Source organism: Pseudovibrio sp. Ad13, assembly GCF_001623225.1.
GTDB lineage: Bacteria > Pseudomonadota > Alphaproteobacteria > Rhizobiales > Stappiaceae > Pseudovibrio.
On the sequence record NZ_LMCC01000015.1, the window covers coordinates 263,116 to 284,765 of the forward strand.

23 protein-coding genes are annotated in these 21,650 nt (G+C 50.6%); 10 read left to right on the forward strand and 13 right to left on the reverse strand.

What is annotated here, in order from left to right; genetic code table 11:
- Positions 1–131 precede the first annotated feature (131 nt).
- Entirely contained in the window at positions 132–1,283 is a 1,152-nt protein-coding gene (locus PsAD13_RS18445) for a choloylglycine hydrolase family protein (protein WP_084404772.1), read from the reverse strand.
- A 149-nt stretch (positions 1,284–1,432) separates the two neighbouring features.
- On the opposite strand from PsAD13_RS18445, the gene PsAD13_RS18450 reads away from it, so the two are divergent.
- Positions 1,433–1,897 (forward strand): GNAT family N-acetyltransferase, encoded by a 465-nt coding sequence (locus PsAD13_RS18450; RefSeq protein ID WP_063319090.1) that lies wholly within the window; start codon positions 1,433–1,435, stop codon positions 1,895–1,897.
- Here the strand turns inward: PsAD13_RS18450 and PsAD13_RS18455 are convergent.
- From PsAD13_RS18455 to PsAD13_RS18485, 7 genes are all read right to left on the reverse strand, one after another.
- Positions 1,889–2,332, reverse strand: a complete 444-nt coding sequence (locus tag PsAD13_RS18455) for a GNAT family N-acetyltransferase (RefSeq protein ID WP_063319091.1) — start codon at positions 2,330–2,332, stop codon at positions 1,889–1,891. The genes PsAD13_RS18450 and PsAD13_RS18455 overlap by 9 nt on opposite strands.
- A gap of 155 nt (positions 2,333–2,487) precedes the next feature.
- A complete protein-coding gene (locus PsAD13_RS18460; protein WP_208986777.1) occupies positions 2,488–2,805 on the reverse strand; it encodes a GNAT family N-acetyltransferase in 318 nt (105 codons plus the stop codon).
- 69 nt (positions 2,806–2,874) lie between these two features.
- Positions 2,875–4,707 (reverse strand): single-stranded-DNA-specific exonuclease RecJ, encoded by a 1,833-nt coding sequence (recJ, locus tag PsAD13_RS18465; RefSeq protein WP_063319092.1) that lies wholly within the window; start codon positions 4,705–4,707, stop codon positions 2,875–2,877.
- Positions 4,708–4,803: 96 nt separating this feature from the next.
- Complete coding sequence (gene glpX / locus PsAD13_RS18470; protein WP_063289178.1) at positions 4,804–5,799, reverse strand: class II fructose-bisphosphatase; 996 nt, start codon at positions 5,797–5,799, stop codon at positions 4,804–4,806.
- Positions 5,800–5,845: 46 nt separating this feature from the next.
- The gene (locus PsAD13_RS18475) at positions 5,846–7,171 is read right to left on the reverse strand and encodes a homoserine dehydrogenase (protein WP_063289179.1); all 1,326 of its coding nucleotides are present in this window, start codon (positions 7,169–7,171) and stop codon (positions 5,846–5,848) included.
- Positions 7,172–7,202: 31 nt separating this feature from the next.
- The gene (locus PsAD13_RS18480) at positions 7,203–8,414 is read right to left on the reverse strand and encodes an LL-diaminopimelate aminotransferase (RefSeq protein WP_057464398.1); all 1,212 of its coding nucleotides are present in this window, start codon (positions 8,412–8,414) and stop codon (positions 7,203–7,205) included.
- 317 nt (positions 8,415–8,731) lie between these two features.
- On the reverse strand, positions 8,732–9,061 hold the full coding sequence (locus PsAD13_RS18485; RefSeq protein WP_208986779.1) for a hypothetical protein: 330 nt from the start codon (positions 9,059–9,061) through the stop codon (positions 8,732–8,734).
- 539 nt (positions 9,062–9,600) lie between these two features.
- On the opposite strand from PsAD13_RS18485, the gene phaC reads away from it, so the two are divergent.
- Both phaC and PsAD13_RS18495 read left to right on the forward strand, forming a co-directional pair.
- Entirely contained in the window at positions 9,601–11,409 is a 1,809-nt protein-coding gene (gene phaC, locus PsAD13_RS18490) for a class I poly(R)-hydroxyalkanoic acid synthase (RefSeq protein WP_063319093.1), read from the forward strand.
- Positions 11,410–11,472: 63 nt separating this feature from the next.
- Entirely contained in the window at positions 11,473–12,066 is a 594-nt protein-coding gene (locus PsAD13_RS18495) for a DUF6653 family protein (RefSeq protein ID WP_208981016.1), read from the forward strand.
- Positions 12,067–12,069: 3 nt separating this feature from the next.
- Here PsAD13_RS18495 and PsAD13_RS18500 read toward each other — a convergent pair whose 3' ends face one another.
- From PsAD13_RS18500 to PsAD13_RS18515, 4 genes are all read right to left on the reverse strand, one after another.
- Entirely contained in the window at positions 12,070–12,948 is an 879-nt protein-coding gene (locus PsAD13_RS18500; RefSeq protein ID WP_208986781.1) for an FkbM family methyltransferase, read from the reverse strand.
- 176 nt (positions 12,949–13,124) lie between these two features.
- Complete coding sequence (gene rpsI / locus PsAD13_RS18505; RefSeq protein ID WP_057464395.1) at positions 13,125–13,601, reverse strand: 30S ribosomal protein S9; 477 nt, start codon at positions 13,599–13,601, stop codon at positions 13,125–13,127.
- 2 nt (positions 13,602–13,603) lie between these two features.
- Positions 13,604–14,068 carry a 50S ribosomal protein L13 gene (rplM, locus tag PsAD13_RS18510; RefSeq protein WP_057464394.1) on the reverse strand — a complete coding sequence of 155 codons (465 nt, stop codon included), beginning with the start codon at positions 14,066–14,068 and terminating at the stop codon, positions 13,604–13,606.
- Between the two features lie 231 nt (positions 14,069–14,299).
- A complete protein-coding gene (locus PsAD13_RS18515) occupies positions 14,300–14,776 on the reverse strand; it encodes a hypothetical protein (RefSeq protein ID WP_208981018.1) in 477 nt (158 codons plus the stop codon).
- Positions 14,777–15,109: 333 nt separating this feature from the next.
- Here PsAD13_RS18515 and PsAD13_RS18520 point away from each other — a divergent pair, with 333 nt between their 5' ends.
- From PsAD13_RS18520 to PsAD13_RS27425, 3 genes are all read left to right on the forward strand, one after another.
- A complete protein-coding gene (locus PsAD13_RS18520; RefSeq protein WP_208986783.1) occupies positions 15,110–16,303 on the forward strand; it encodes a hypothetical protein in 1,194 nt (397 codons plus the stop codon).
- 17 nt (positions 16,304–16,320) lie between these two features.
- A complete protein-coding gene (locus tag PsAD13_RS18525) occupies positions 16,321–17,196 on the forward strand; it encodes a leucine-rich repeat domain-containing protein (protein ID WP_153040931.1) in 876 nt (291 codons plus the stop codon).
- Positions 17,197–17,258: 62 nt separating this feature from the next.
- Positions 17,259–17,576: a hypothetical protein gene (locus PsAD13_RS27425; RefSeq protein WP_082596998.1), complete on the forward strand. Its 318-nt coding sequence runs from the start codon at positions 17,259–17,261 to the stop codon at positions 17,574–17,576.
- On the opposite strand, the gene PsAD13_RS18535 is transcribed toward PsAD13_RS27425, so the two are convergent.
- Positions 17,543–18,001, reverse strand: a complete 459-nt coding sequence (locus PsAD13_RS18535; RefSeq protein ID WP_063319096.1) for a PaaI family thioesterase — start codon at positions 17,999–18,001, stop codon at positions 17,543–17,545. The genes PsAD13_RS27425 and PsAD13_RS18535 overlap by 34 nt on opposite strands.
- A gap of 187 nt (positions 18,002–18,188) precedes the next feature.
- Here PsAD13_RS18535 and PsAD13_RS18540 point away from each other — a divergent pair, with 187 nt between their 5' ends.
- The 4 genes from PsAD13_RS18540 (at position 18,189) to PsAD13_RS18555 (ending at position 21,548) form a co-directional block, all read left to right on the forward strand.
- Positions 18,189–19,019 (forward strand): enoyl-CoA hydratase, encoded by an 831-nt coding sequence (locus PsAD13_RS18540; RefSeq protein ID WP_063319097.1) that lies wholly within the window; start codon positions 18,189–18,191, stop codon positions 19,017–19,019.
- Positions 19,020–19,119: 100 nt separating this feature from the next.
- Complete coding sequence (locus PsAD13_RS28390) at positions 19,120–19,497, forward strand: DUF3052 domain-containing protein (protein ID WP_244275189.1); 378 nt, start codon at positions 19,120–19,122, stop codon at positions 19,495–19,497.
- Positions 19,498–19,504: 7 nt separating this feature from the next.
- Complete coding sequence (locus PsAD13_RS18550; protein WP_063319194.1) at positions 19,505–19,945, forward strand: CoA-binding protein; 441 nt, start codon at positions 19,505–19,507, stop codon at positions 19,943–19,945.
- Between the two features lie 319 nt (positions 19,946–20,264).
- Entirely contained in the window at positions 20,265–21,548 is a 1,284-nt protein-coding gene (locus tag PsAD13_RS18555) for an O-acetylhomoserine aminocarboxypropyltransferase (protein WP_063319099.1), read from the forward strand.
- Positions 21,549–21,650: the final 102 nt, after the last annotated feature.

The window sequence follows — 21,650 nt, forward strand, 5'->3', positions numbered from 1 at the left end:
CCATGATTGATAGCTGATAAGAACATGCACTCCGCTGCAGTCCCTCAACACCTGGTCCTGCGACAAGCAATAAGTTCCCTCCTCAACCAGAGAGAAGGCTGCAAAGATTGGCTCTTTACAGCCTGCATCACTTATTTCGCAGCATCCGCTAGATTGCTAAACGGGTCAGCCACCAGCGGCTTCAAGATTGTTAGCGCAGACCCGTCCGGGTCAAAGTTTTTAAAGCTCACAGAGTTGAAGTTCATCGCATTGAGCTTCCGCACATAATAAACAGCGCCATTCAGGTCTGCCATAACAGACCATTGCGTGTAGTCTGGGTTGTCATCTTGCTGAGAGCTCGCAGACTGGGCCGCATCCGGCGCTTCCGGTTGGGCAAAGCCTTTCGGAATGTCGAAGTTGTTCAGAATATGCCCAGCGACATTGAGGTTCTCTTTTGCAGTTTCATGTTCCTCAGCTGTGGTCACAAACGCCGTCACGCGCACAAAACGCGATGGCGGCGTTACATCTCCCGGCACGCCCAGCATACCTGATCCTTGCCCCAGTGGTTGCAGCTCACCTTCTGGAAACTTCTTTCCAGCCGAGTTTATAGGCGTCAGGTTCACGTAATTGCGCAGATTGGTTAAGTGCCAATCAAACTGTGGCGAGTTGGTCATCACACCAAGCTCATTATCGTAGATCTTCAAGCCATCATCGACGGGCTCGATCACAATGGATTTTCCGGAACGATCATGAATAGTGAAATGCAGCGGAGGCACTTCGCCAAGCGGAGCAAAATCAACATCGACCAGCTTGATCGACTTAACGGCTTCTTTCACCTCTTCAACTGTCTCAAACTGCGATAGGACCCAAACGAGAAAATCAATCGGTGCAACTTCATCATCTGCGCCACTCGCCTTCACATCAGAGTACTCTGCAAAACCAGGGAAGTAGAGAGCACCAGCTGCAAGACCAGCTTCATTTACACCATCAACAATCGCGGTCTCATACTTCATTGCATTCATACCGATCACAGCATACTTGCTTTTCCACTTTGCCCCTTCCCATTGTTTATCCCCATTAAGCTCTCCAGAACTCGTGAGCCCATAATTGCGTGGGATCAGAGAAACAGTGGACTCAGTTTCAAAGCCAAACTCCATGGTCCTCCCATAGACACGTCCGTCATCTTTGGCCGTAACAACAAAGCTCGTGCAAGCAGATGCACCAGCAATTGGTGATATCAAGAGGGTAGTCGAACACAATCCAGTCAGCACAACGCGCTGCATTTTTGAAAATAATGATGGCATGCTAAGCTCTTTTTAGCTTTTTGCATGCGTATCGTCTCTGGAGATCTCCAAGAAATGCATAACGTTTGCATTCGATTACTCTGAAGCTTAGTAAGTGCTTTATGTTGTTGTTTTAATGAGAAATATTTGGAGCTCAGTTGGAGAAATCAATGCACAAAACTCTGAGCATCTCGAACCTCATTGATGTTCCTCACTTCCTTGAGCCAGGTGCAAAAGGCATGTGGCTGGAGTGGTGGGAAGAAGAAGGTCATCCGATTGAAGATGTTTATGTGGAACTGCGCACGAGCCTCAGCGAGGAAACCATTCCAACAACATTGATCGCCCACGACCAGACCGGGTTCCTTGGTATGGTCATGCTGGTGCGCTCAGATATGAGCAAACGCCCGCAATACGCGCCATGGCTGGCGTCCCTATGGGTCGCTCCCGAGCATCAGGGAAAAGGTATCGGCTCCCGGCTGACGAAGGAGCTGGAGACACTCGCCTCGAACGAGGGCACACCGCACCTCTATCTCTTCGCAAAGCTCAGCCTACGCGGGTTTTATGAAGGTTTGGGCTGGCTGTGCATTGAAGACGATGTGAATGGAGTAGATATTTTCTGCAAGCAATTAAGCTGAAACAGCAGGCCGCTTCATCAGCACCTTATGCAATCCAGGCCCATAGCCATCCGTTTCAACGGACTCAGCGACAAACCCCATTCTCTCATAGAAGGGACGTGTATGCTGCGAGGTATCTATGTAAACCGCCTGATCCGGATAGTTTTCGGCAATACGCGCAAGCCGGAATTGCACGAGCCTCCTGCCAATTCCCTGACTGTGTAGTTCACGGCGCACCATTCCCCAAGTCAGCCCAACCCCTTTAGCGTTCAGACAATACCCGCCAGCAGCAACAATCACTCCATCTCGCTCAACGACAAAGTACGGATCATCAAGCATTTCCAGATCCTGGCTGTATTCTTCCAGCTCAGTCTCCATGAAATACCTGGGAACGTTTCCCTTAAAGATCTCAAGGCATGCATCGTAATCAGCTGATTGATACCTGCGAAAGTCCATCACACTGTCCTGGGTGGTCTTGGTTCTAAAACATATCGCATGACAGGCAGTTTTCGCCCTTCAGGAAGCGAAGGTTGATACCCAACTTCCTCTGCTCCCATACGCTCATAAAACCCTTTGGCGTGAGGATCAGAGACGATCACCAACTCAGACAACTACTGAATTTGCAACCAGTTCTGTATGAAACCAAACATAATCCGCCCGGCTCCCTTGCCCATCAGTTCCGGCAAAACCCAAAAATCTTCAAGCTCACAGCGCTGCTCTGCATCAACGGAAATTGAGAAGACACCAGCAATCCGGCCCTCAGTTTCCAAAACCCCAAAATGCCTGCTTGCCAAAACAACCTCATCAACGATCAGATCAGGCAGCCAGACATCCATCATCTCCTGCGAATAACCCCAATGGCCTTTCGCTGAGAGGATAACCTCGTTCATTTCCGAAATATGCTGTGCTCTGTCCCTGATAATATTCAAGTTCAGGCCTCCTTAGATGGAGAAGACTAAACATCTCACGCAAGCTGACACAATCCAATGAGCCCGGACTTATGCTCCGTATTGCCCTCTGGTTGGGTCTGCAACATCAATAATGCGCAAGGATGGTTTCGCTTGCCCTTGCCAGGTATCAACACTCAAACTACCAGCAATATGCAGGGGCTTGCCGCGAGCTTGTAAGAGCGCCTTCCCGTGAGGCTGGTCTTCCGCTTTAAAAGCAATCGCCTTCAGGTTCGTTCCCTCATTGCCGCCAAGCGTCACACTCACATGGCCTTGCCCAACCACCTTGGAAAATTTGATCGGCACAGATGGCAAGGCAAAGACAGGTTCTGCATGCGAAGCACCATAAGGTCCTGCCTGTTCCAGTATATCCAGCAGGCTCAGGTTTGCACCGGCAGGCGTCAGCACACCATCAATGGTGAGTTCATGGTCAGCAGAGGCTTGCTCCACATCCTCACTCAGCTGCTCACTCAGGAAGGCCTCAAACTCAGGTACTTTTTCCTTTTCAATGGTCAGCCCCGCCGCCATTGCGTGCCCACCGCCTTTGACAAGCAAACCCGCCTCAACAGCTACACGAACCGCAGAGCCCAGATCAACACCAGTGATTGAACGGCCTGAGCCAGTGCCCAAACCCTTTTCATTAAACGCCATAGCAAAAGCAGGCCGGCGGTAACGCTCTTTCAGCCGCGAAGCAATCAGCCCAACAACCCCCGGATGCCAGCCGTCCGCTCCTGTCAAAAGCACAGCAGGAGGAACAGTGACCTCCATTTTCTGAAATGCTTGCCCCTCGCCTTCTTCCAACATCACAGCTTCCATGGCCTGACGTTCCTGGTTGAGCCGTTCCAGCGTCGCTGCAATGCGCTCCCCCTCCGCCCGATCATCAGAGGAAAGCAGTTTCATGCCAAGAGCTGAATCGCCAATTCGCCCGCCCGCATTGATGCGCGGCCCAAGCATGTAGCCCAGATGGTACGGGGTCGGCTTTCCACTCAATCGGGAAATATCAGCAAGACAGGAAAGGCCAATGTTCTCACGCCGTGCCATCACTTTAAGGCCCTGCACCACATAAGCACGGTTCAGTCCCTTCAGCGGCACAACATCACAAACAGTCCCAAGCGCAACAAGATCGAGAAGGTCCATAAGCCGGGGCTCAGCGCGCTGCGCAAAAGCACCACGCCGCCGCAACTCCCGGTTCAAACCAACAAGGAACAGGAAGGTAACACCCACAGCTGCCAGGTGGCCCTGCCCCGACAGATCATCCTGCCGGTTGGCATTCACCAGAGCATGAACTTCCGGAAAGCTCTCATCCACCTGATGGTGATCCAGAACCACCACTTCCAGTCCGATCCGCTTGGCTTCTTCAAAGGCTTCAAACGACGTGGAACCACAGTCAACTGTGACTAGCAGCCGTGCCCCACCTGCATGAAGCTGATTGATTGCCGTTGGATTTGGCCCATAACCATCAATGATGCGGTCCGGGATATAGACATCCGGCTCCGCTCCAAGCTGCATCAGGTAGCGCTTGAGCAAAGCAGAGGACGTCGCCCCGTCAACATCGTAGTCACCAAAGATCGCAATCTTAACGCCCGCCTGCAGCGCATCTGCAACGCGTGCACAGGCCTTATCCATATCCACCAGTTTGGAAGGATCCGGCATCAGATCTTTAAGGGAAGGATTTAAGAAACCGGAAGCCTCTTCCAACGCCACATTGCGCCCGGCAAGCACACGGCCAACCACTTCAGGCAGATCGGTTCTTTGAGCAATGGCCAGTGCTTGTGAGAGCCCCTGATCATCAAGCCGTTCACGCCACATACGTGCGCTCAAAGACTTTTTGACACCAAGAACGACACGCCGCTCGGCACTGGATGCATCCAACGTCATAACCATAGAAAGAAACTGCCCGGATTCTCGTATAAAAGCAAAAGGGGCGAGTGTTCAACACACCCGCCCACTCTATTTATCTAGCTTGAAGGAAGCGCTAAATCAATCGAGATGGAATTTTTCCAACTGGGTATGCTTCGCTTCAATGAAACGAACAGTACCGGTCGTGGAGCGCATCACAACAGTGTGGGTGGTGATGTTATCACGGCCCAGCTTCACACCCTTCAGGAAGTTACCAGTTGTCACACCGGTTGCTGCAAACAGAACGTCTCCGCCAGCCATTTCTTCCATGGTGTATTTGCGATTGATATCGTCAATACCCATGCGGCCTGCGCGTTCAACCTGCTCTTCGCGAGTGATCACCAGACGGCCCTGCATCTGACCACCAATACAGCGCAGAGCTGCAGCAGCCAAAACGCCCTCAGGTGCACCACCAATACCAACATAAAGATCGATACCGGTCTCTTCAGGGTCAGTGGTGTAAATGATGCCAGCGACATCACCATCACCAATCAGGAAGATGGAAGCACCGGTAGCACGGATGTCGTCAATCAACTTAGCGTGACGTGGACGGTCCAGCACACAGACGGTTACGTCTTTCACTTCACAGCCCTTTGCTTTCGCAACAGCTGCAAGGTTTTCCTGAATTGGGCGATCCAGATCGATGGTACCCTCAGGATACCCCGGACCAATCGCGATCTTATCCATGTAGCTGTCAGGTGCGTTCAGCAAGCCGCCTTCTGGTGCCAGCGCGATAACAGCAATGGAGTTTGGCATGTTCTTCGCACAGATCGTGGTACCTTCCAGCGGATCAAGTGCGATATCAACCTTTGGCCCGTCTTTGGTGCCAACCTTTTCGCCAATGTAGAGCATTGGCGCTTCATCACGTTCCCCTTCACCAATCACGACAGTACCGTCGATTGGCAGCTGGTTCAGTTCGCGGCGCATTGCGTCCACAGCAGCCTGGTCAGCTGCCTTTTCATCGCCCCGCCCACGAAGACGTGCTGCAGATACAGCAGCACGTTCCGTAACGCGTGCAAGTTCCAGTGTCAGAATACGGTCAAGAACGTCAGTTGCGTCCTGATGACTATCCGCCATTTAAACCTCTCGGGTGTCCTGTTTTCACGTTAAACGTGAGGAAGTATTATTTCAGGTTCTCAATTCGTAACATCTGAGGCTTACCAGAAGTTACTTTTTCAGCAGCAATCGCATCCAGAGCTTCGCGTACAGCCAGTTCAGTGGTCTCATGCGTGATAAGGATAACACTTCGCGGTGCTGCAGGATCGCTTACACCATCCTTATCATTTCTGGAATGCGGTCCACGTTGGACAATAGACTCAAGTGAGATCCCTTTGTCCGCCATACAGCGCGCAATTGTGGCAAAAGTACCGGCTACGTCCAACACAGCCAGACGAATGTAATAACCACCTTCATGCGCTCGCATACGCGCTGGAACATAATCTGCAAGTGTTGTCGCAGACTGACTAAACACCGGCAGAGAAACATCACGTGCAATATCGACAAGATCGGAGATCACAGAGGATGCTGTTGCATCACCGCCAGCACCCGGACCAACCAGCACCACTTCACCAACCGCATCACCATCAACAGCAACGGCATTCAGAACACCATCAATGCGAGCGATTGCAGAGGATTTCGGCACCATAGTCGGGTGCACACGCTGCTCGATCCCTGTATCAGTACGCTGAGCAACACCCAGCAGTTTGATCCGGTAACCCAGCTCATCCGCAGCGCGAATATCAGCCGTCGTAATGGAAGTGATCCCTTCCACATAGATCGCATCAGCATTCACTTCACAGCCAAACGCAAGGCTGGTGAGTAGAGCAAGCTTGTGCGCGGTATCAAAACCTTCAATGTCAAAGGTCGGATCAGCCTCCGCATAACCAAGACGCTGCGCATCAGCAAGACACTCAGCAAATGACAGGCCTTCCTGCTCCATCCGCGTGAGGATATAGTTACAAGTGCCGTTCATGATGCCGTAAACGCGGGACACATCATTGCCCGCAAGGCTCTCACGCATGGTCTTGATGATTGGAATACCACCAGCGGCGGCGGCCTCATAGTTGAGGCTCACACCTTTGGCTTCTGCAAGGTGAGAGAACGCAACCGCGTGCTTCGCCAAGAGCGCCTTATTAGCTGTGACAACGTGCTTGCCGGTTTCTAGCGCAGTGCGAACACTCACCTCAGCCGGACCGTCTTCACCACCAATCAGCTCCACAAAAACATCAATCCCGTCGAACTTGGCAAGTTCAACGGGATCTTCAAACCAGGTCAATCCATCCAGATTAACACCACGATCTTTAGAGCGGCTGCGAGCACTCACAGCCACTACTTTGATAGGTCGGCCACATCGATTAGCAAGAACATTCGCCTTGGCCTCGAGGATACGCACCAACGAAGCACCGACGGTTCCTAGACCAGCAACGCCAACTTTCAAAATATCAGTCATAAATACCCAGTATCTGTAGGTGGGCGGGCGCCTAAGCGCCCGATTTGCTCAATTCCTCAGAATTGCTGCCCGCGTCTTCAAAAAACTTCCGAATGCCACGTGCGGCCTGCCTGATACGCTGTTCGTTTTCAACCAGACCGATACGCACAAAACCTTCACCGTGTTCACCAAAGCCGATTCCCGGAGCAACCGCCACATCTGCCTTTTCAATAAGCAGCTTGGAGAACTCCAAAGAGCCTAGATGTTTGAACTGGTCTGGAATTGGAGCCCAGGCAAACATGGATGCTTCTGGAGCAGGAATATCCCAACCAGCGCGTCCAAATGAGTCGATCAGCACATCACGGCGCTTCTTATAGATCTCGCGAGTTTCACGAATGCAGTCATCTGATCCGTTCAGCGCAGACGCAGCTGCCACCTGAATTGGAGTGAACGCACCATAATCCAGATAGGACTTCACGCGAGCAAGAGCCGCAATCAGACGTTCATTACCAACTGCAAAGCCCATACGCCACCCCGGCATGGAGAAGGTTTTGGACAAAGAGGTAAACTCAACAGCAATATCCATTGCCCCCTCTACCTGCAGGATGCTCGGAGGAGGAACATCACCAAAGTAGATTTCAGAGTACGCCAGATCAGAAAGCACATAGATTTCGTGCTTACGCGCAAAGGCAACCACATCGCGATAGAAATCCAGATCAGCAACACTTGCTGTCGGGTTCGCTGGGAAGCACAGAATAATTGCAATTGGCTTCGGAATGGAATGGACCACAGCCCGCTCCAGAGCCTCAAACAGCTCAGGACCCGGAGTTGCCGGGATAGACCGCAGCGAACCACCTGCCATCAGGAAGCCAAATGCATGAATTGGATAGGATGGATTAGGGACAAGCACCACATCGCCCGGCGCGGTAATCGCCTGAGCCATGTTGGCAAATCCTTCCTTGGACCCCAGTGTCGCAACAACTTGCGTATCTGGGTTTAGCTTTACACCAAAGCGACGCTCATAATAGCCAGCCTGTGCCTTACGCAATCCCGGGATCCCTTTGGATGCGGAATAGCGATGTGTGCGCGGGTTCTGAACAGTCTCCACCAGTTTATCAACAATATGTTGCGGAGTAGGCAAATCAGGGTTGCCCATACCCATGTCGATAATATCGGCGCCTGCCGCTCGCGCTTTGGCTTTCAGACGATTGACCTGTTCAAAGACATATGGCGGGAGCCGGCGTGTCTTGTGAAAGTCGTCCATGACGCGAGCCTCACTTTCTTCAGTTTAGCGTTTCAAGCTATATTTTGATTTCTGTTCAAACTTGGTCCCGAGTCATTTCAGCCAAGTTTCCACGGCCTTTTAGCAGGTGCGAACATTTTTCGCATCATTCATGAGGGATAAAACCGACATTTTTTTAAAGTTTTCAAAGAAGATGTGAAACTTTAAATCCAAAGAAAAAGCCGCAGTATTCTGCGGCTAACAACGGGATCTACAATTTCAACTTGAGAAATTAGACGGCTTTCACACAAAATGCACAACTAAAGGTGTATTCGCCACATGAAAAATGCGACGAAAGATTATTGCGCCTGCACATCCTGAGATTGCCCAGCCTGCTCACCAGCAATCGTTTTCAGCTGTTCGGCACTGGACTCAAAGCTCCCACCGAGACCTGCCCTGCGCTTACTCTCAGAGGAGATCGCAAGCAGATTGGCTTCAGAAGCCGCACGCTGTTCTGGGGAAAGCAAATCGCTGGAAACTTCTGGCGGCAGTTCAGCCACACCAGTCTGCTTTGCGCCGTTGCCTTTTTCGATGGCCTCGTAAACCGTCAAAGATTCGCCAAATGCACAACCGCCAACAAAACCTGCCAGCACAACTGCACAGCAAACTCGTTGAAACTTAAGCAACATCTGGAACCTCGCGTTTTATCTGATGACGACACAAAAGCAGCGCACATAACTTTATTAAAAATGCACTTAGCAGTTGCGTCATCCGTAGTCCACATATATTACCCTGTTAACAACACATAGTTTCTTACTCTAGGGCAACTGTCATTTACTGAACACAGAACACGATATACTCAAACCATAACCGATAAATATTAAGAAGAAATACTATTAGAATTCGGAGTATTCCGAGTTTTCCTCAAGAGCTGAACTCATCCATAAAACTTAAGAATAACCCAAAACTTCTCACAGTTCCGCAAGAGCACTTTACTTGCTAAATACCTACTAAGAATCCACCTAAGGACTAAGACAATCAGCATGGATTTTCACGTGCCTGTCAAAATTCTTAGGGATATACTCATTATGCCGTTTTTGTAGGCTAAGACACCGCCCCATTACGCATGAGTGTATGTGGCATATTTTTGAGCACGATCACGCACACCAAATACTATTGGGTCTGGCGCGTATTAATCAGACACCAGATACGAGGACTGAGCAGGCAAATGACCGGTGAAGACACCAATCCAATGTTGCAGTACATCCTCAATAATCCTGAGGAGTTTGCCAAGAACCTCTCCGAGATCGCCGAAAATGGCGGCAAGGCTCTGGCAGCCTATCTGGAGCCTCGCGAAAAAGGCGAAGCAGCATCCGGCGGCACCGAAGAACTCAACGCGGTGGTAAAGACACTCGCTGAGGTCGGCAATTATTGGATGAAAGACCCTTCCCGCGCCATAGAAGCTCAAACCAAGCTCTGGTCTGGATATATGAACATCTGGAACTCCACGCTCCAGCGCATGGCTGGAAAGGAAAGAGAACCAATCGTCGTCCCCACCAACACTGACAAGCGCTTTAAAGACAGTCAGTGGGACGACAACAACTTCTTCGACTTCATCAAGCAGATGTACTTGCAGACGAGCAACTGGGCTGAAGAACTTGCCGAAGGCGCCGATGAACTGGATGACCACACGCGCCATAAGGCGGGCTTTTACATAAAGCAAATCTCCAATGCCATGTCGCCGTCCAACTTCATCCTCACCAACCCGGAGCTGCTGCGCGAGACCATGTCGTCCAACGCCGGCAATCTGGTGAAGGGCATGAAGTTGCTCGCCGAAGATATCAAGGCCGGTCACGGAGACCTACGCATCCGTCAGACTGACCCGGACAAGTTTGAAGTTGGCGTGAACGTTGCTGTCACACCCGGCAAGATCGTAGAACAGAACGATGTTTGCCAGCTGATTCAATACACACCAACGACAGAAACAGTTCTCAAACGTCCGCTCCTTATTGTTCCGCCTTGGATCAACAAGTACTACATTCTTGATCTTAACAAGGAAAAGTCCTTCATCAGATGGGCAGTCGATCAAGGCCATACTGTCTTTGTAGTCTCGTGGATCAATCCGGATGAGACGCAGGCTCAAAAAAGCTTTGAGCATTATATGCGCGACGGCATTCTCAACTCTCTGGAGCGCATTCGCAAGACCACACAGCAGACGACCGTCAACGCCATTGGTTACTGCGTCGGCGGCACTTTGTTGGCTGCTACCCTCGCCTACCTTACCAAAATCGGAGAGCAAGATCGCATTTCATCCGCAACCTTCCTGACCACTCAGGTGGATTTCACCTATGCAGGCGACCTGAAGGTGTTTGTGGACGAAGAGCAGATCGAAATTCTTGAACATCGCATGGGCGAGAAAGGATATCTGGACGGCTCCAAAATGGCGACGGCCTTTAACATGCTGCGCTCCAATGACTTGATTTGGCCTTATGTCGTCAACAATTACCTGCGCGGTAAAGATCCATTCCCGTTTGACCTGCTCTATTGGAACGCGGACAGCACGCGCATGCCTGCTGCCAACCACTCATACTACCTGCGCAACTGCTACCAGAAAAACGCACTTGCGAAAGGCGAAATGGAACTGGCCGGGCAAAACCTCGACTTGAGCGATGTCCAGATCCCGATCTATAATCTGGCAACAAAAGAAGACCACATTGCACCTGCAAAATCCGTATTCAAAGGCTGCGGGTGTTTTGGCGGTCCCGTGGAGTACGTTTTGAGTGGCTCTGGCCACATCGCTGGCGTCGTCAACCCGCCCTCCAAAGAGAAATACCAGTACTGGACAGGAAGTAAGCCGGAGGGTGCTTTGGAAAACTGGATGCAAGATGCATCTGAAACCCCTGGGTCATGGTGGCCACACTGGCAAAAATGGATTACATCTCAGGATGATAATCAGGTAAAAGCACGCAAACCGGGCGCACGCCGCACAAAAATTTTGGAAAACGCACCAGGCAGTTATGTTAAGGTGCGCATATAAAGAGAACACGCAGTGAGTCTGCTCGACGCCACGCTTGTTCTCACGAAATAAATGGAGGACAACGTGGCAGGAGATCCTAAGCTATCACAAATGCAACCGCGGAAGATCGGCGGCTGGGATCCTCGACATGTTCGGCACCTGAACACACAAAGCGCGGCCCTCACGCGCATGAACAAGCCTAAAAACCTCTTGGCAAGAATCCTTGTGCTTCCTGCCTTGCTTGCACCTCTGTGGTATCAACCAGCACTCGGCTGGTTCTGGGCTTTAGCCCTTTCACTTGCAGCTGTTGCATGGGTTTGGGTCATTCCACCCTTTGGCAAAAAAGCAATTGGCGCAAAAACTTGGCTGCAAAAAGCGATGTTGGGTGAGAGAATGTGGCTGAACCGGATGTTTGTTCCAGTTCCAGCCCCTTATCATCAAAAAGCACTCGCTCTTCTTGTCATCGGGCTAATCGCAGTAGGCACAGCGATCTGGGCAGCAACCACCAACAATCTTCCACTTATGCTTACGGGTGGCATCCTCGCCTACCTCGCAAAGCTCGCCTCACTGTTTGTGATGGTGAAGGTCTTCGAGCATATGAAAAATGCCCATCCGCTCTACAAGAGCTGGCGAAACATTCCAGTCAACGACAACAGCCTGAAAGCAAAAGCGAGCTGAGTCTTAGTCGGCCAACAAGGGCGCACCATAACCGTCTTGCTTTGCAGAAACAGACGACGCACGCCCCTGCCCTGAAACAAACCAGTAATCTGCTCCGGAGAATTCCGGCTGGGTGACCACATATCCCTGCAACTTCATAAAGGCGACTAAGGCATCTTGCTGCTTTGAGTTATGATTGTGCTCAACGCATAGGAAGTCAAACGTCCTGCGCGAAAAATCTATTCCCTTGAGAACCTCCAGCTCAGTACCTTCCGTATCAATAGATATAAAGGGAATGTGATCAGGCACATTGTGCTGAACCAGAATATCCTCAGTCCGAGCAATAGGAACTTCAATCTCGCGCCCGGGCTTAGTTCCTTGGCCTACAACGGAGAGCATCCCAGAGTACTCCGAAGTATCAGCACAAAAGAAGCGAAGTGCTCCCCCTCCCGAACTCCAAGCCGCTCTCTTATCCAAATCAGCGTCACGCCTTGAGCAAATCTGCTCCCAGCAATCTGGATTGGGTTCCACAAGCAAACCAGACCAACCCAATGCCCTCTCAAAAAGGAAGCTATTGGAAAGGTGCGTTCCATCTCCAACGCCTATTTCTACAAAAAAACCTTTTTGCTTCTCGTAGAATGGAAACTGTTTGAGGAAATGCAGCTCCTGAAAGCGCTGAGCACGGCAATAGTAAAAGTACTTCTCACTCAACCGCGCAAACTGCTCATCACCCAAGCCAACTCGCAAAAACTCTTCCAATCGCCTCATATTGGAAAAGCCCTTATGCTCTTTCAGATAAAGCACTCTCGAAGCACTCAGGTTCTTCTTATCCAACCTCAAAGCAAGACGAGCCAGCGTCCCACTTCGTTTATGCGGGGCAAGCCCCATTAGGAATGCCGACAAGAACTTTTGCGACCACCGGATCAATGCACATCCCCACCACAGTTTGGCACAAACGTGGCAGGTAAACCCCAGCGCAACAACTCTGCAATTTCACCCACGGCAAGACAGAGAGCCCAAATACAAAAAGGGCCGCCAAATGGCAGCCCTTTCCGTAAAACTGTTTCCAGTATCGCGTATTAGCGCTTGGAGAACTGGAAGGAACGACGAGCTTTACGCTTACCGTACTTCTTACGTTCAACAACACGGCTATCACGAGTAAGGAAGCCTTCTTTCTTCAGAACCGGACGCAGTGCTGGCTCGTAGAAAGTAAGTGCTTTAGAGATACCGTGACGAACAGCACCAGCCTGGCCGGAAAGACCACCACCAGCAACAGTTACGTTGATGTCGTACTGGCCATCACGCTCGGTGAGCATGATTGGCTGACGCAGGATCAGCTGAAGTACTGGACGAGCGAAATACTCAGCGTACTCTTTGCCGTTTACAACGATTTTACCGGTGCCTGGCTTGATCCATACACGAGCGATAGCGTCTTTACGCTTACCGGTTGCATATGCACGGCCTTGTGCGTCGAGCTTCTGTACATGTACAGGAGCTTCGTTCTCGGTAGGGGCGATTGCGCCGCCCAGTTCCTCAAGGGACTGTAGCTCAGACATAATTAACCCCTCTTCGCATTTTTAGGATTCATGGCTTTAACGTCTACCACTTCTGGAGACTGGCCATCATGCGGATGTTCTGCAGCAGCATAAACACGCAGGTTACGCAGCTGTGTACGGGAAAGAGGTCCGCCTGGCATCATACGCTGGATAGCCTTTTCCAGAACGCGCTCTGGGAAACGACCTTCGATCAGCTGACGTGCAGTGCGCTCTTTGATACCGCCAGGGTAACCAGTGTGCCAGTAGTACTTCTTGCTCTGGTATTTTTTACCAGTCAGTACAACTTTGTCTGCATTGATAACGATTACGTTGTCGCCATCGTCGATGTGTGGTGTGTAGGTCGGCTTGTGCTTGCCGCGCAGACGGTTTGCGATGAATGCTGCCAGACGGCCAACAACAACGCCTTCTGCGTCGATCAAGATCCACTTCTTGTCGACCTCAGCCACTTTAGTGGAATGAGTCTTCATAAGATCTACCGTAGTTTTGACGGTTAAAATTCTTGGGAGAAATTCGTTCAGGCCCGAAAGAGCAGCTAAACGTGATAGCTCCGTGTAGGAACGGGTAGATACGCGAGCTTGAGCACAACGTCAAGAACAAAAAAACACACACTCAAGCAAATTAATCAATAAAATCAAATAGATATAAAATAGGTATTATAATACCACACTTTTTCCGCATGAATCTGAGGTTTTTGCACCTCAGGAAACACCGGCAGCACGTGCAGCAGTCAAAATAAGGTCATCTACCTGCAATTCATAGAAGACCCAGTTGGCGCTGTAACAGCTGACATAATAACCAAGACCAGCAAGTGCCACACGATATTCGCGCAAATTAATGGGTGTAAAATGAACCGGATAGAAAAACCGCCAGCGACTTCGGGTCAGGCGTGTCGTCAACGTGGCATTTGCCAGCAGCAGATTGAAGAACACCAGGCTCACGAAGACAATTGGATCACCAATAAAGGCCGTATCCAGATAGAACATCGTCTCGCGGAATTCAGCAAAGACCCGAGGCTCACTGACCACATAAAGATCAAAGAACGCAGGAACTGCCAGAATCAAAAGGATATTCAGGGCTAGAAAGCCAATATAGCCGATCGTGGCCAATAGAGTTCCGAAACGGAGTGGCACCAACAGGAAATCAAAAATGAAACCGAAAAACGCACGATAGAACACAAGCCTGCTCCCCCACACGCCGTCTTCTCAGGTCTCCCATCCATCAAAAAACGGCCTTTGGCTTTAGTCCCTGAATTTTAAGTGGCTTTTTGCTTTTGGATCAACAGACAATTCAACTTTCAGGCAAATTTAATTTAAAAATTTCAATAAGCTGAGAGATTTAGGCACTTCAACGCAGTGTCGTCTTGTAGAGCATATGCTTCATACATTGGATAACATGGGATGAACACATTTCCGTGCGGAAATCATCGAATCGATTGTTCAATCCAAAGTTGCTTTTCTCAGGTATCAAATTTTCATATGCGTCTCCCCTTTCTCTTTCTAATTCCGTCCTTGTTCATAAAACCTACCCTTGCAGAAAATCCACCGGTCCAGATCATCATAGACGTCAGCACCACCGCACCTATGAGTGGAACAGCAACAGTTACGCTTCCAGCTCCACAAAGCCTCAGGTTACTGAAGCCCCGCACCATTCGAGGGGATGCAAAAACGCCACCAATTCAGTTCTTCTGCGATGGAATTCAAAAGACATCCATTACCTATGGAAAGCGACTTTCATGTCGTGAGCTGCAATGGAATGTCACCTTCCAGAATGTGCAAACCGCCCCTCATGCCATTGCAAACCAGCAAAACCTCTACTCTCCCTCTGAATGGTGGAGCTTGACGGAGTGGGATGACATTCCTCGCTTCGAAGGTATATTGACAATAGAGATCTGCGGCAAAGTTCATGGCAAGGCGCAGGCAATCAAATGCAACGCCTTGCCCACCCAAAACGAACCACCTCTGATCCTCACATGGGGCAAGTCCACCAAAACACTGGAAACCGGACAAACAACGCTCACGCTGTTCAAAGACGACCCGACTTCTGCTTTGAAAGCAGAGAACCTGCCCGCTATTCAACAACAACTTGCGTATCTGAAAGCGTTGCTTGCACCCGAGGAGCGCACACCAAACAATATCGATCTCGTGTGGGTCGCAATTGACAAGAAACTGGGGCAAATAGCTGGAGCTGCTGGCAAACAAGCGTTCCTTGCCAATTTTGCAGTAACCGATGGCGCAGCCACAGACGACAGCCTCGCCAAACTTCATTGGGTCTCCGGCCACGAACTCTTTCACTTGCTGACAACCCAATCTTACCCACTCTGGATTTCTGAAAGCCTCGCTCAATACTACGGCTACAAATCACTGGAGAAAGCTGGTTTACAATCAGAAACTCCGATGGAGCAATGGCAAAACTTTCAAGAGCGCTACCCTCACGCAGCAACAGGCCTTTATGAAGCCCACACCAAAGTAACGCGCGACAATAACCCCAACTACTATCCTCTTTTCTATATGAAAGGTGCTGCATTCTGGCAGGCAGTTGATCAGAAATTGCAGAAGGCAGGAACATCACTCGATAATGTTCTGCCTCAAATAGAAGCCGCAGCAGCAAATGATGCGGCATTATCATCAAGAACAATCGGCCTCCTGAAAACTACGCTTTCGGAGCAAGTCGTTTCGACGCTACAACAGCAGTACCTCCACTAAGTGCATTGCAGGTTCCAATGATCACACAGGACTCATTTCAGTATCATCAGCTCAAAAGCATCAGACACCGTCAAGATGGAACCCCATGCGCAGCCCAGTCCGGCGGCAAGCTGACGGATGTCGCGCTCACAAAGTGCGAGTTGAACCGTTTCCCATCAGAGTTGTTGCATCATCGTTCCTTAAGAAGCCTCTATCTGGGACAGAACCCAATCAGCGAAATACCGCAGGCACTATCTGACCTTCAGGCGCTGAAGGAACTCTACATCTACGGATGTAAGCTAACACAGCTGCCCGACAGCCTTTGTCACATGCCAAATCTGGAGATCCTGGACCTCAGCCATCAAACAATGAAGTATCTTCCGGAAAAGTTAGGGGCTTTAAAGAAACTGCGTGTGCTCTATGCAAGCAACACCGTCATGACGCAACTGCCAGAGAGCATTGGTGATCTGTCTGCACTGGAGTATCTCGGTTGCACCGACAACACCATTACACATCTCCCGGAAAGTTTCGGGAACCTGCAAAATCTGAAGGAGCTAAGGCTCTACGGCAATGGTTTGCGCGCATTACCCTTGCACTTTTCCAACCTCTCATCCTTACGAGAAGCTTATTTGCGCGACAACGCCCTCACAAAGCTTCCTGAGAACATGGACGAATTGCATCAGCTCGAAGTGCTGGACCTCCGCAACAATCAATTATCCCAGCTCCCAGAAGATATTGGAGATCTTCCCAATCTCTATCAGTTGGACCTCAGGGCAAATCCATTGGAAGAACTGCCCGCCAGCATGAGTAACCTGAAGAATTTGCGCAAACTGGATCTGCGCTGGACACGACTGAGCAAGGAACCGGAGTGGTTTGATATCCTGCGCGCACAAGGCACGTTGATTTACCTCTGAGCTGCAAAGTTACCCCTGAAAAACAGTGGTGGCGATCCACGCCCCACATCTTACCATGGGGAATGCATCGCTATCTCTTACTCACCCTATCGCTTTTGTTGCTTTGGACCTGGAATGTCCAAGCTCAAGAAAGCAAGTTCCGCAAACGTCCTCGCAGTCTGTTTAAACAGCCGGATTGTTATTGCACCAACCGTGGCCTGCGGATTGAGCTGGGTGATTTTTCCTGCCTGTATGTAGACGGCACCGCCTATCTGGCCCAATGCCAAATGGCACTCAACAATCCCATGTGGCGCAAAATTCAGGATGGATGCCCAACCACGCAGTTGGACAACAAACAGCACGCATCCTATCCCTTGAACGACGCCGGCGGGATGGAGTAAGTCGCGGTAGCATGGGCAATCAGATCATCGCTCCCGTCACGTGTAATTTCGCAATCCATAACAACAAGGCGTTTGCCGCCCTTCAGGATGCGACACGTGGCGATCATCTCACCAGCTTCAGCTTTGCGTAGGAAGTTGATATTGATGTTGGTGGTCACAGCAAGCGCATGCAGCCCCACATTGCCTAGCAGAACTACATAGGCCGCATAGTCAACCAGAGCCATCAACGAAGGACCGGAAACAGTACCACCAGGACGCAAATGCACGTCCCCGGCCTTGAGCCTGACAATTGCTTTTCCCGGTAGAATTTCATCGATGAAATATGCACGACCTAATGCGTGCATCTGCGGAAATGCCTTGTCCAGAAACTCCGTCAGTTCTGCCGGACTAAACTTAACAGCAGGCGCCGCCACCTCACTGGTCATGAAGTCCCTCCTCCTCATGCAAGCCGCCATACTGATATATGGCTCCATGATTTACCAGCTGAACAAAAGTTCTATACCGTTGCGCTAGGCTCAAGTTTTGTTCACTCTGTGATTTAGCACTTAATCATGGCCCGATAGCCTGCTAAAGGCATCTCAACGACTATTTTCAGCACTATGGAGAACCATCATGTCTGACGCAGACACCACCAAAGATCAAAACGAAGCAGAACGCCCGATGCTTGGCAAAATGCTGCACAATGGTGTTCAGCGTATCGTCATGCAGCGCCCTGAGCGTATGAATGCTCTGTCCATGGCCATGATGAAAGAACTCTGCACCGCATTGGATGAAGCCGCAGCAAACCCGGAAGTGCGCGTTGTTTTGCTCGGCGCTGAAGGCAAAGTCTTTTGCGCAGGCCACGACCTGAAAGAACTAACCGCTGCACGCGCACAAGCAGATGGCGGCAAAGTTTTTTATCAGCAGACATTCGATCAATGCGCTGAGCTCATGCAGAAGATCGTGAACCTGCCAAAGCCAGTCATCAGCGTTGTAACTGGCGTTGCAACAGCAGCAGGCTGCCAGTTGGTCGCTTCCTGTGATCTGGCACTGGCACTGGATACAGCCACCTTCTGCACCCCAGGCGTTAACATCGGCCTCTTCTGCTCCACCCCAATGGTAGCCCTTACCCGCAACATTGGCCGCAAACAGGCCATGGAAATGCTATTGACCGGTGAAAGTATCGACGCTTCCACCGCAAAAGAATACGGCTTGATCAACCGAGTGGTGCAAGCAGACTATCTGGAAGTCGTAGTCCAGAAATACGCTGAAGTGATTGCGTCCAAGTCCGCCCTCACAGTCAAAACCGGCAAGGAAGCCTTCTACAAGCAGGCCGATATGCCATTGGCAGAAGCGTATGCTTACACCTCACAAGTCATGGCAGAAAACATGCTCGCCAACGATGCGGAAGAAGGCATCAACGCTTTCCTTCAAAAGCGTACGCCTGATTGGAAAGACAGCTGATCAAGATGTAAGGAGCAGCGCAATGACAGCCGGGTATTCAAAAAGACCACTAGCTCAAAAGCTAGGCCTGAAACCCGGCATGCGCTGTTGGTGGCACAACATGCCACAAACCGCTTCCGATGAAATTGCAGCAGGAGTTGACGATCTGATCCTCCTGCCCGCACTGGAAACTGGCATCAGTGCTGCCCATATCTTTGTACCAGGTCAAAGCGAACTGTCAGAATTGCTGAGTAAGCTGCGCAGAACACTGGATGCAGACGGCATGATCTGGGTGTCTTGGCTTAAGAAAGCATCCAAAGTCTCCTCAGAGGTGACAGAAGATACGGTTAGAGAAGTTTGCTTGCCTATGGGGCTGGTCGATATCAAGGTTTGCGCAGTTGACGCTGTCTGGTCCGGTCTCAAGCTTGTTATTCGCAAGGAGCTGCGTGAAGAGCACAGACAAATACAGCTGGCAGCCAATGAAATTGCAGAAAGTTGATAAGAACATGAACCACGATCATTATTCAGACGACTACATTCAGGGCATTCTGGAAAACACAAAAACAATCGCATTGGTCGGCGCCAGCAACAAACCAGAACGCGCCAGCTTCCGCGTCCTCAACTATTTGCTTGAACAAGGCTATACAGTCTATCCAATCAATCCCGGTCAGACAGGTACTGAAATCGCAGGCGCAAAAGTCTATGCGTCCCTGACAGACCTTCCAGAACCTGTCGACATGGTCGATGTCTTCCGCAATTCAGAAGCAGCGGTAGGTGTCATTGATGAGGTAATAGCCCTGCCAACGCTCCCCAAAGCAATCTGGCTTCAGCTGGGCGTCAGAAACGACGAAGCAGCAGCACGGGCAGAAGACAAGGGAATCAAAGTGGTAATGGACCGCTGCCCTAAGATCGAAATCCCACGCCTAGCATCAGTTACAGCCAGCTAAACACTCCTATCAGGCGCTCTCGATACCACGAAAATTGAGAGCACATCCGATAAAATAGAACGATTTTCCAATCCCACCAAGCAGAAGCGAACAGAATTTCAAACATCAAATAGTCGGCAAGTTGCTTGAGCTTTCTGCAAGAGTGAAGAGCGCTCATCTTTTCATCTGAGCTTGCCAACCTCCGGTTGCCCCCTCATAGTTCCTAGCGGGAAATTATATAAATTTCAGCAGAGAATGACGCGCCTGTTCCAAGGGTTTGCAAACCATGCACCTTGCGCAGAACCGTTCCATCCTGCAAGCGCATTGAAAGGACTGCCTTATGAGCGATCACACCCCAGGCTTTGATACCCTTGCAATTCACGCAGGCGCGAAACCAGACCCAACCACAGGCGCGCGCGCAACACCAATCTACCAAACTACATCTTTCGTGTTTGAGGATGTAGACCACGCTGCGTCCTTGTTTGGCCTGCAAGCATTTGGCAACATCTATACTCGCATCACAAACCCAACCACCGCTGTTCTTGAAGAGCGTGTGGCAACATTGGAAGGCGGCACTGCAGCTCTGGCCGTGGCATCCGGCCACGCCGCACAGCTTCTGGCCTTCCACGCCCTCATGACACCTGGCTGTAACATCGTCGCTTCCAAGCGCATGTATGGCGGCACCATCAACCAGCTCAACCATTCTTTCAAAAGCTTCGGCTGGGATGTAAAATGGGCAGAAGGTCTGGACGCACAAAGCTTCGCAGACCAGATCGACGAAAACACCCGTGCCGTCTTCATCGAAAGTGTCGCCAATCCAGGCGGCGTTATCATGGATATCGAGGGCATCTCAGCAGTGACCAAAGATGCTGGCGTGCCTCTTATCGTCGATAACACGATGGCAACCCCATACCTCTGTCAGCCGATTAAGCACGGCGCAGACATCGTGCTGCATTCCCTGACCAAGTTCATGGGTGGACATGGCAACTCCATGGGCGGCGCAATTGTTGACGCTGGTACATTCGATTGGGCAGCATCCGGCAAATATCCAATGCTGACCGAACCTCGTCCAGAATACAACGACATGCGCTTGTTTGAGACCTTCGGCAACATCGCCTTTGCGATCTGCTGTCGGGTACTGGGCTTGCGTGATCTCGGCCCTGCTATCTCGCCACAAAATGCCTTCATGCTCATCACAGGCATCGAGACACTGGCGCTGCGCATGCAGAAGCACTCTGACAATGCCTTGAAGGTCGCTGAGTTCCTCCAAAGCCATCCAGCTGTCAGCTGGGTTTCTTATGCAGGTCTCGCCAATGATCCATTCCATCAGGCGCATCAGAAGTACTGCCCGAAAGGCGCAGGCGCAGTCTTTACCTTCGGCCTAAAAGGCGGCTATGAGTCGGGCGTTGAACTGGTAAAAGGTCTGGAGTTATTCTCTCACCTTGCTAACATCGGTGACACCCGCTCGCTCGTCATCCATCCAGCGTCTACCACACACCGCCAGCTGTCTGACGCTCAAAAAACTGCTGCTGGAGCAGGCCCGGATGTTGTTCGTGTTTCCATTGGCATTGAAGATGTCGCTGATATCATTGCAGATCTGAAACAAGCTCTCGAAAAAACGTAATACCTATATATTTCAATGCGGTATGATTGGAAAATGAATCAATCTACCAGCAATGACCATAAAACAAGAAAAGGCGCCCGCAAGGCGCCTTTTTCGATTCCA

What these genes read in the sequence shown, in the direction of transcription:
- PsAD13_RS18445 (WP_084404772.1), bottom strand. Translation starts at nt 1,283, where the DNA reads ATGCCATCATTATTTTCAAAAATGCAGCGCGTTGTGCTGACTGGATTG.
- PsAD13_RS18450 (WP_063319090.1), top strand. Translation starts at nt 1,433, where the DNA reads ATGCACAAAACTCTGAGCATCTCGAACCTCATTGATGTTCCTCACTTC.
- PsAD13_RS18455 (WP_063319091.1), bottom strand. Translation starts at nt 2,332, where the DNA reads ATGGACTTTCGCAGGTATCAATCAGCTGATTACGATGCATGCCTTGAG.
- recJ (WP_063319092.1), bottom strand. Translation starts at nt 4,707, where the DNA reads ATGGTTATGACGTTGGATGCATCCAGTGCCGAGCGGCGTGTCGTTCTT.
- glpX (WP_063289178.1), bottom strand. Translation starts at nt 5,799, where the DNA reads ATGGCGGATAGTCATCAGGACGCAACTGACGTTCTTGACCGTATTCTG.
- PsAD13_RS18475 (WP_063289179.1), bottom strand. Translation starts at nt 7,171, where the DNA reads ATGACTGATATTTTGAAAGTTGGCGTTGCTGGTCTAGGAACCGTCGGT.
- PsAD13_RS18480 (WP_057464398.1), bottom strand. Translation starts at nt 8,414, where the DNA reads ATGGACGACTTTCACAAGACACGCCGGCTCCCGCCATATGTCTTTGAA.
- PsAD13_RS18485 (WP_208986779.1), bottom strand. Translation starts at nt 9,061, where the DNA reads ATGTTGCTTAAGTTTCAACGAGTTTGCTGTGCAGTTGTGCTGGCAGGT.
- phaC (WP_063319093.1), top strand. Translation starts at nt 9,601, where the DNA reads ATGACCGGTGAAGACACCAATCCAATGTTGCAGTACATCCTCAATAAT.
- rpsI (WP_057464395.1), bottom strand. Translation starts at nt 13,601, where the DNA reads ATGTCTGAGCTACAGTCCCTTGAGGAACTGGGCGGCGCAATCGCCCCT.
- rplM (WP_057464394.1), bottom strand. Translation starts at nt 14,068, where the DNA reads ATGAAGACTCATTCCACTAAAGTGGCTGAGGTCGACAAGAAGTGGATC.
- PsAD13_RS18525 (WP_153040931.1), top strand. Translation starts at nt 16,321, where the DNA reads ATGATCACACAGGACTCATTTCAGTATCATCAGCTCAAAAGCATCAGA.
- PsAD13_RS27425 (WP_082596998.1), top strand. Translation starts at nt 17,259, where the DNA reads ATGCATCGCTATCTCTTACTCACCCTATCGCTTTTGTTGCTTTGGACC.
- PsAD13_RS18535 (WP_063319096.1), bottom strand. Translation starts at nt 18,001, where the DNA reads ATGACCAGTGAGGTGGCGGCGCCTGCTGTTAAGTTTAGTCCGGCAGAA.
- PsAD13_RS18540 (WP_063319097.1), top strand. Translation starts at nt 18,189, where the DNA reads ATGTCTGACGCAGACACCACCAAAGATCAAAACGAAGCAGAACGCCCG.
- PsAD13_RS28390 (WP_244275189.1), top strand. Translation starts at nt 19,120, where the DNA reads ATGCCACAAACCGCTTCCGATGAAATTGCAGCAGGAGTTGACGATCTG.
- PsAD13_RS18550 (WP_063319194.1), top strand. Translation starts at nt 19,505, where the DNA reads ATGAACCACGATCATTATTCAGACGACTACATTCAGGGCATTCTGGAA.
- PsAD13_RS18555 (WP_063319099.1), top strand. Translation starts at nt 20,265, where the DNA reads ATGAGCGATCACACCCCAGGCTTTGATACCCTTGCAATTCACGCAGGC.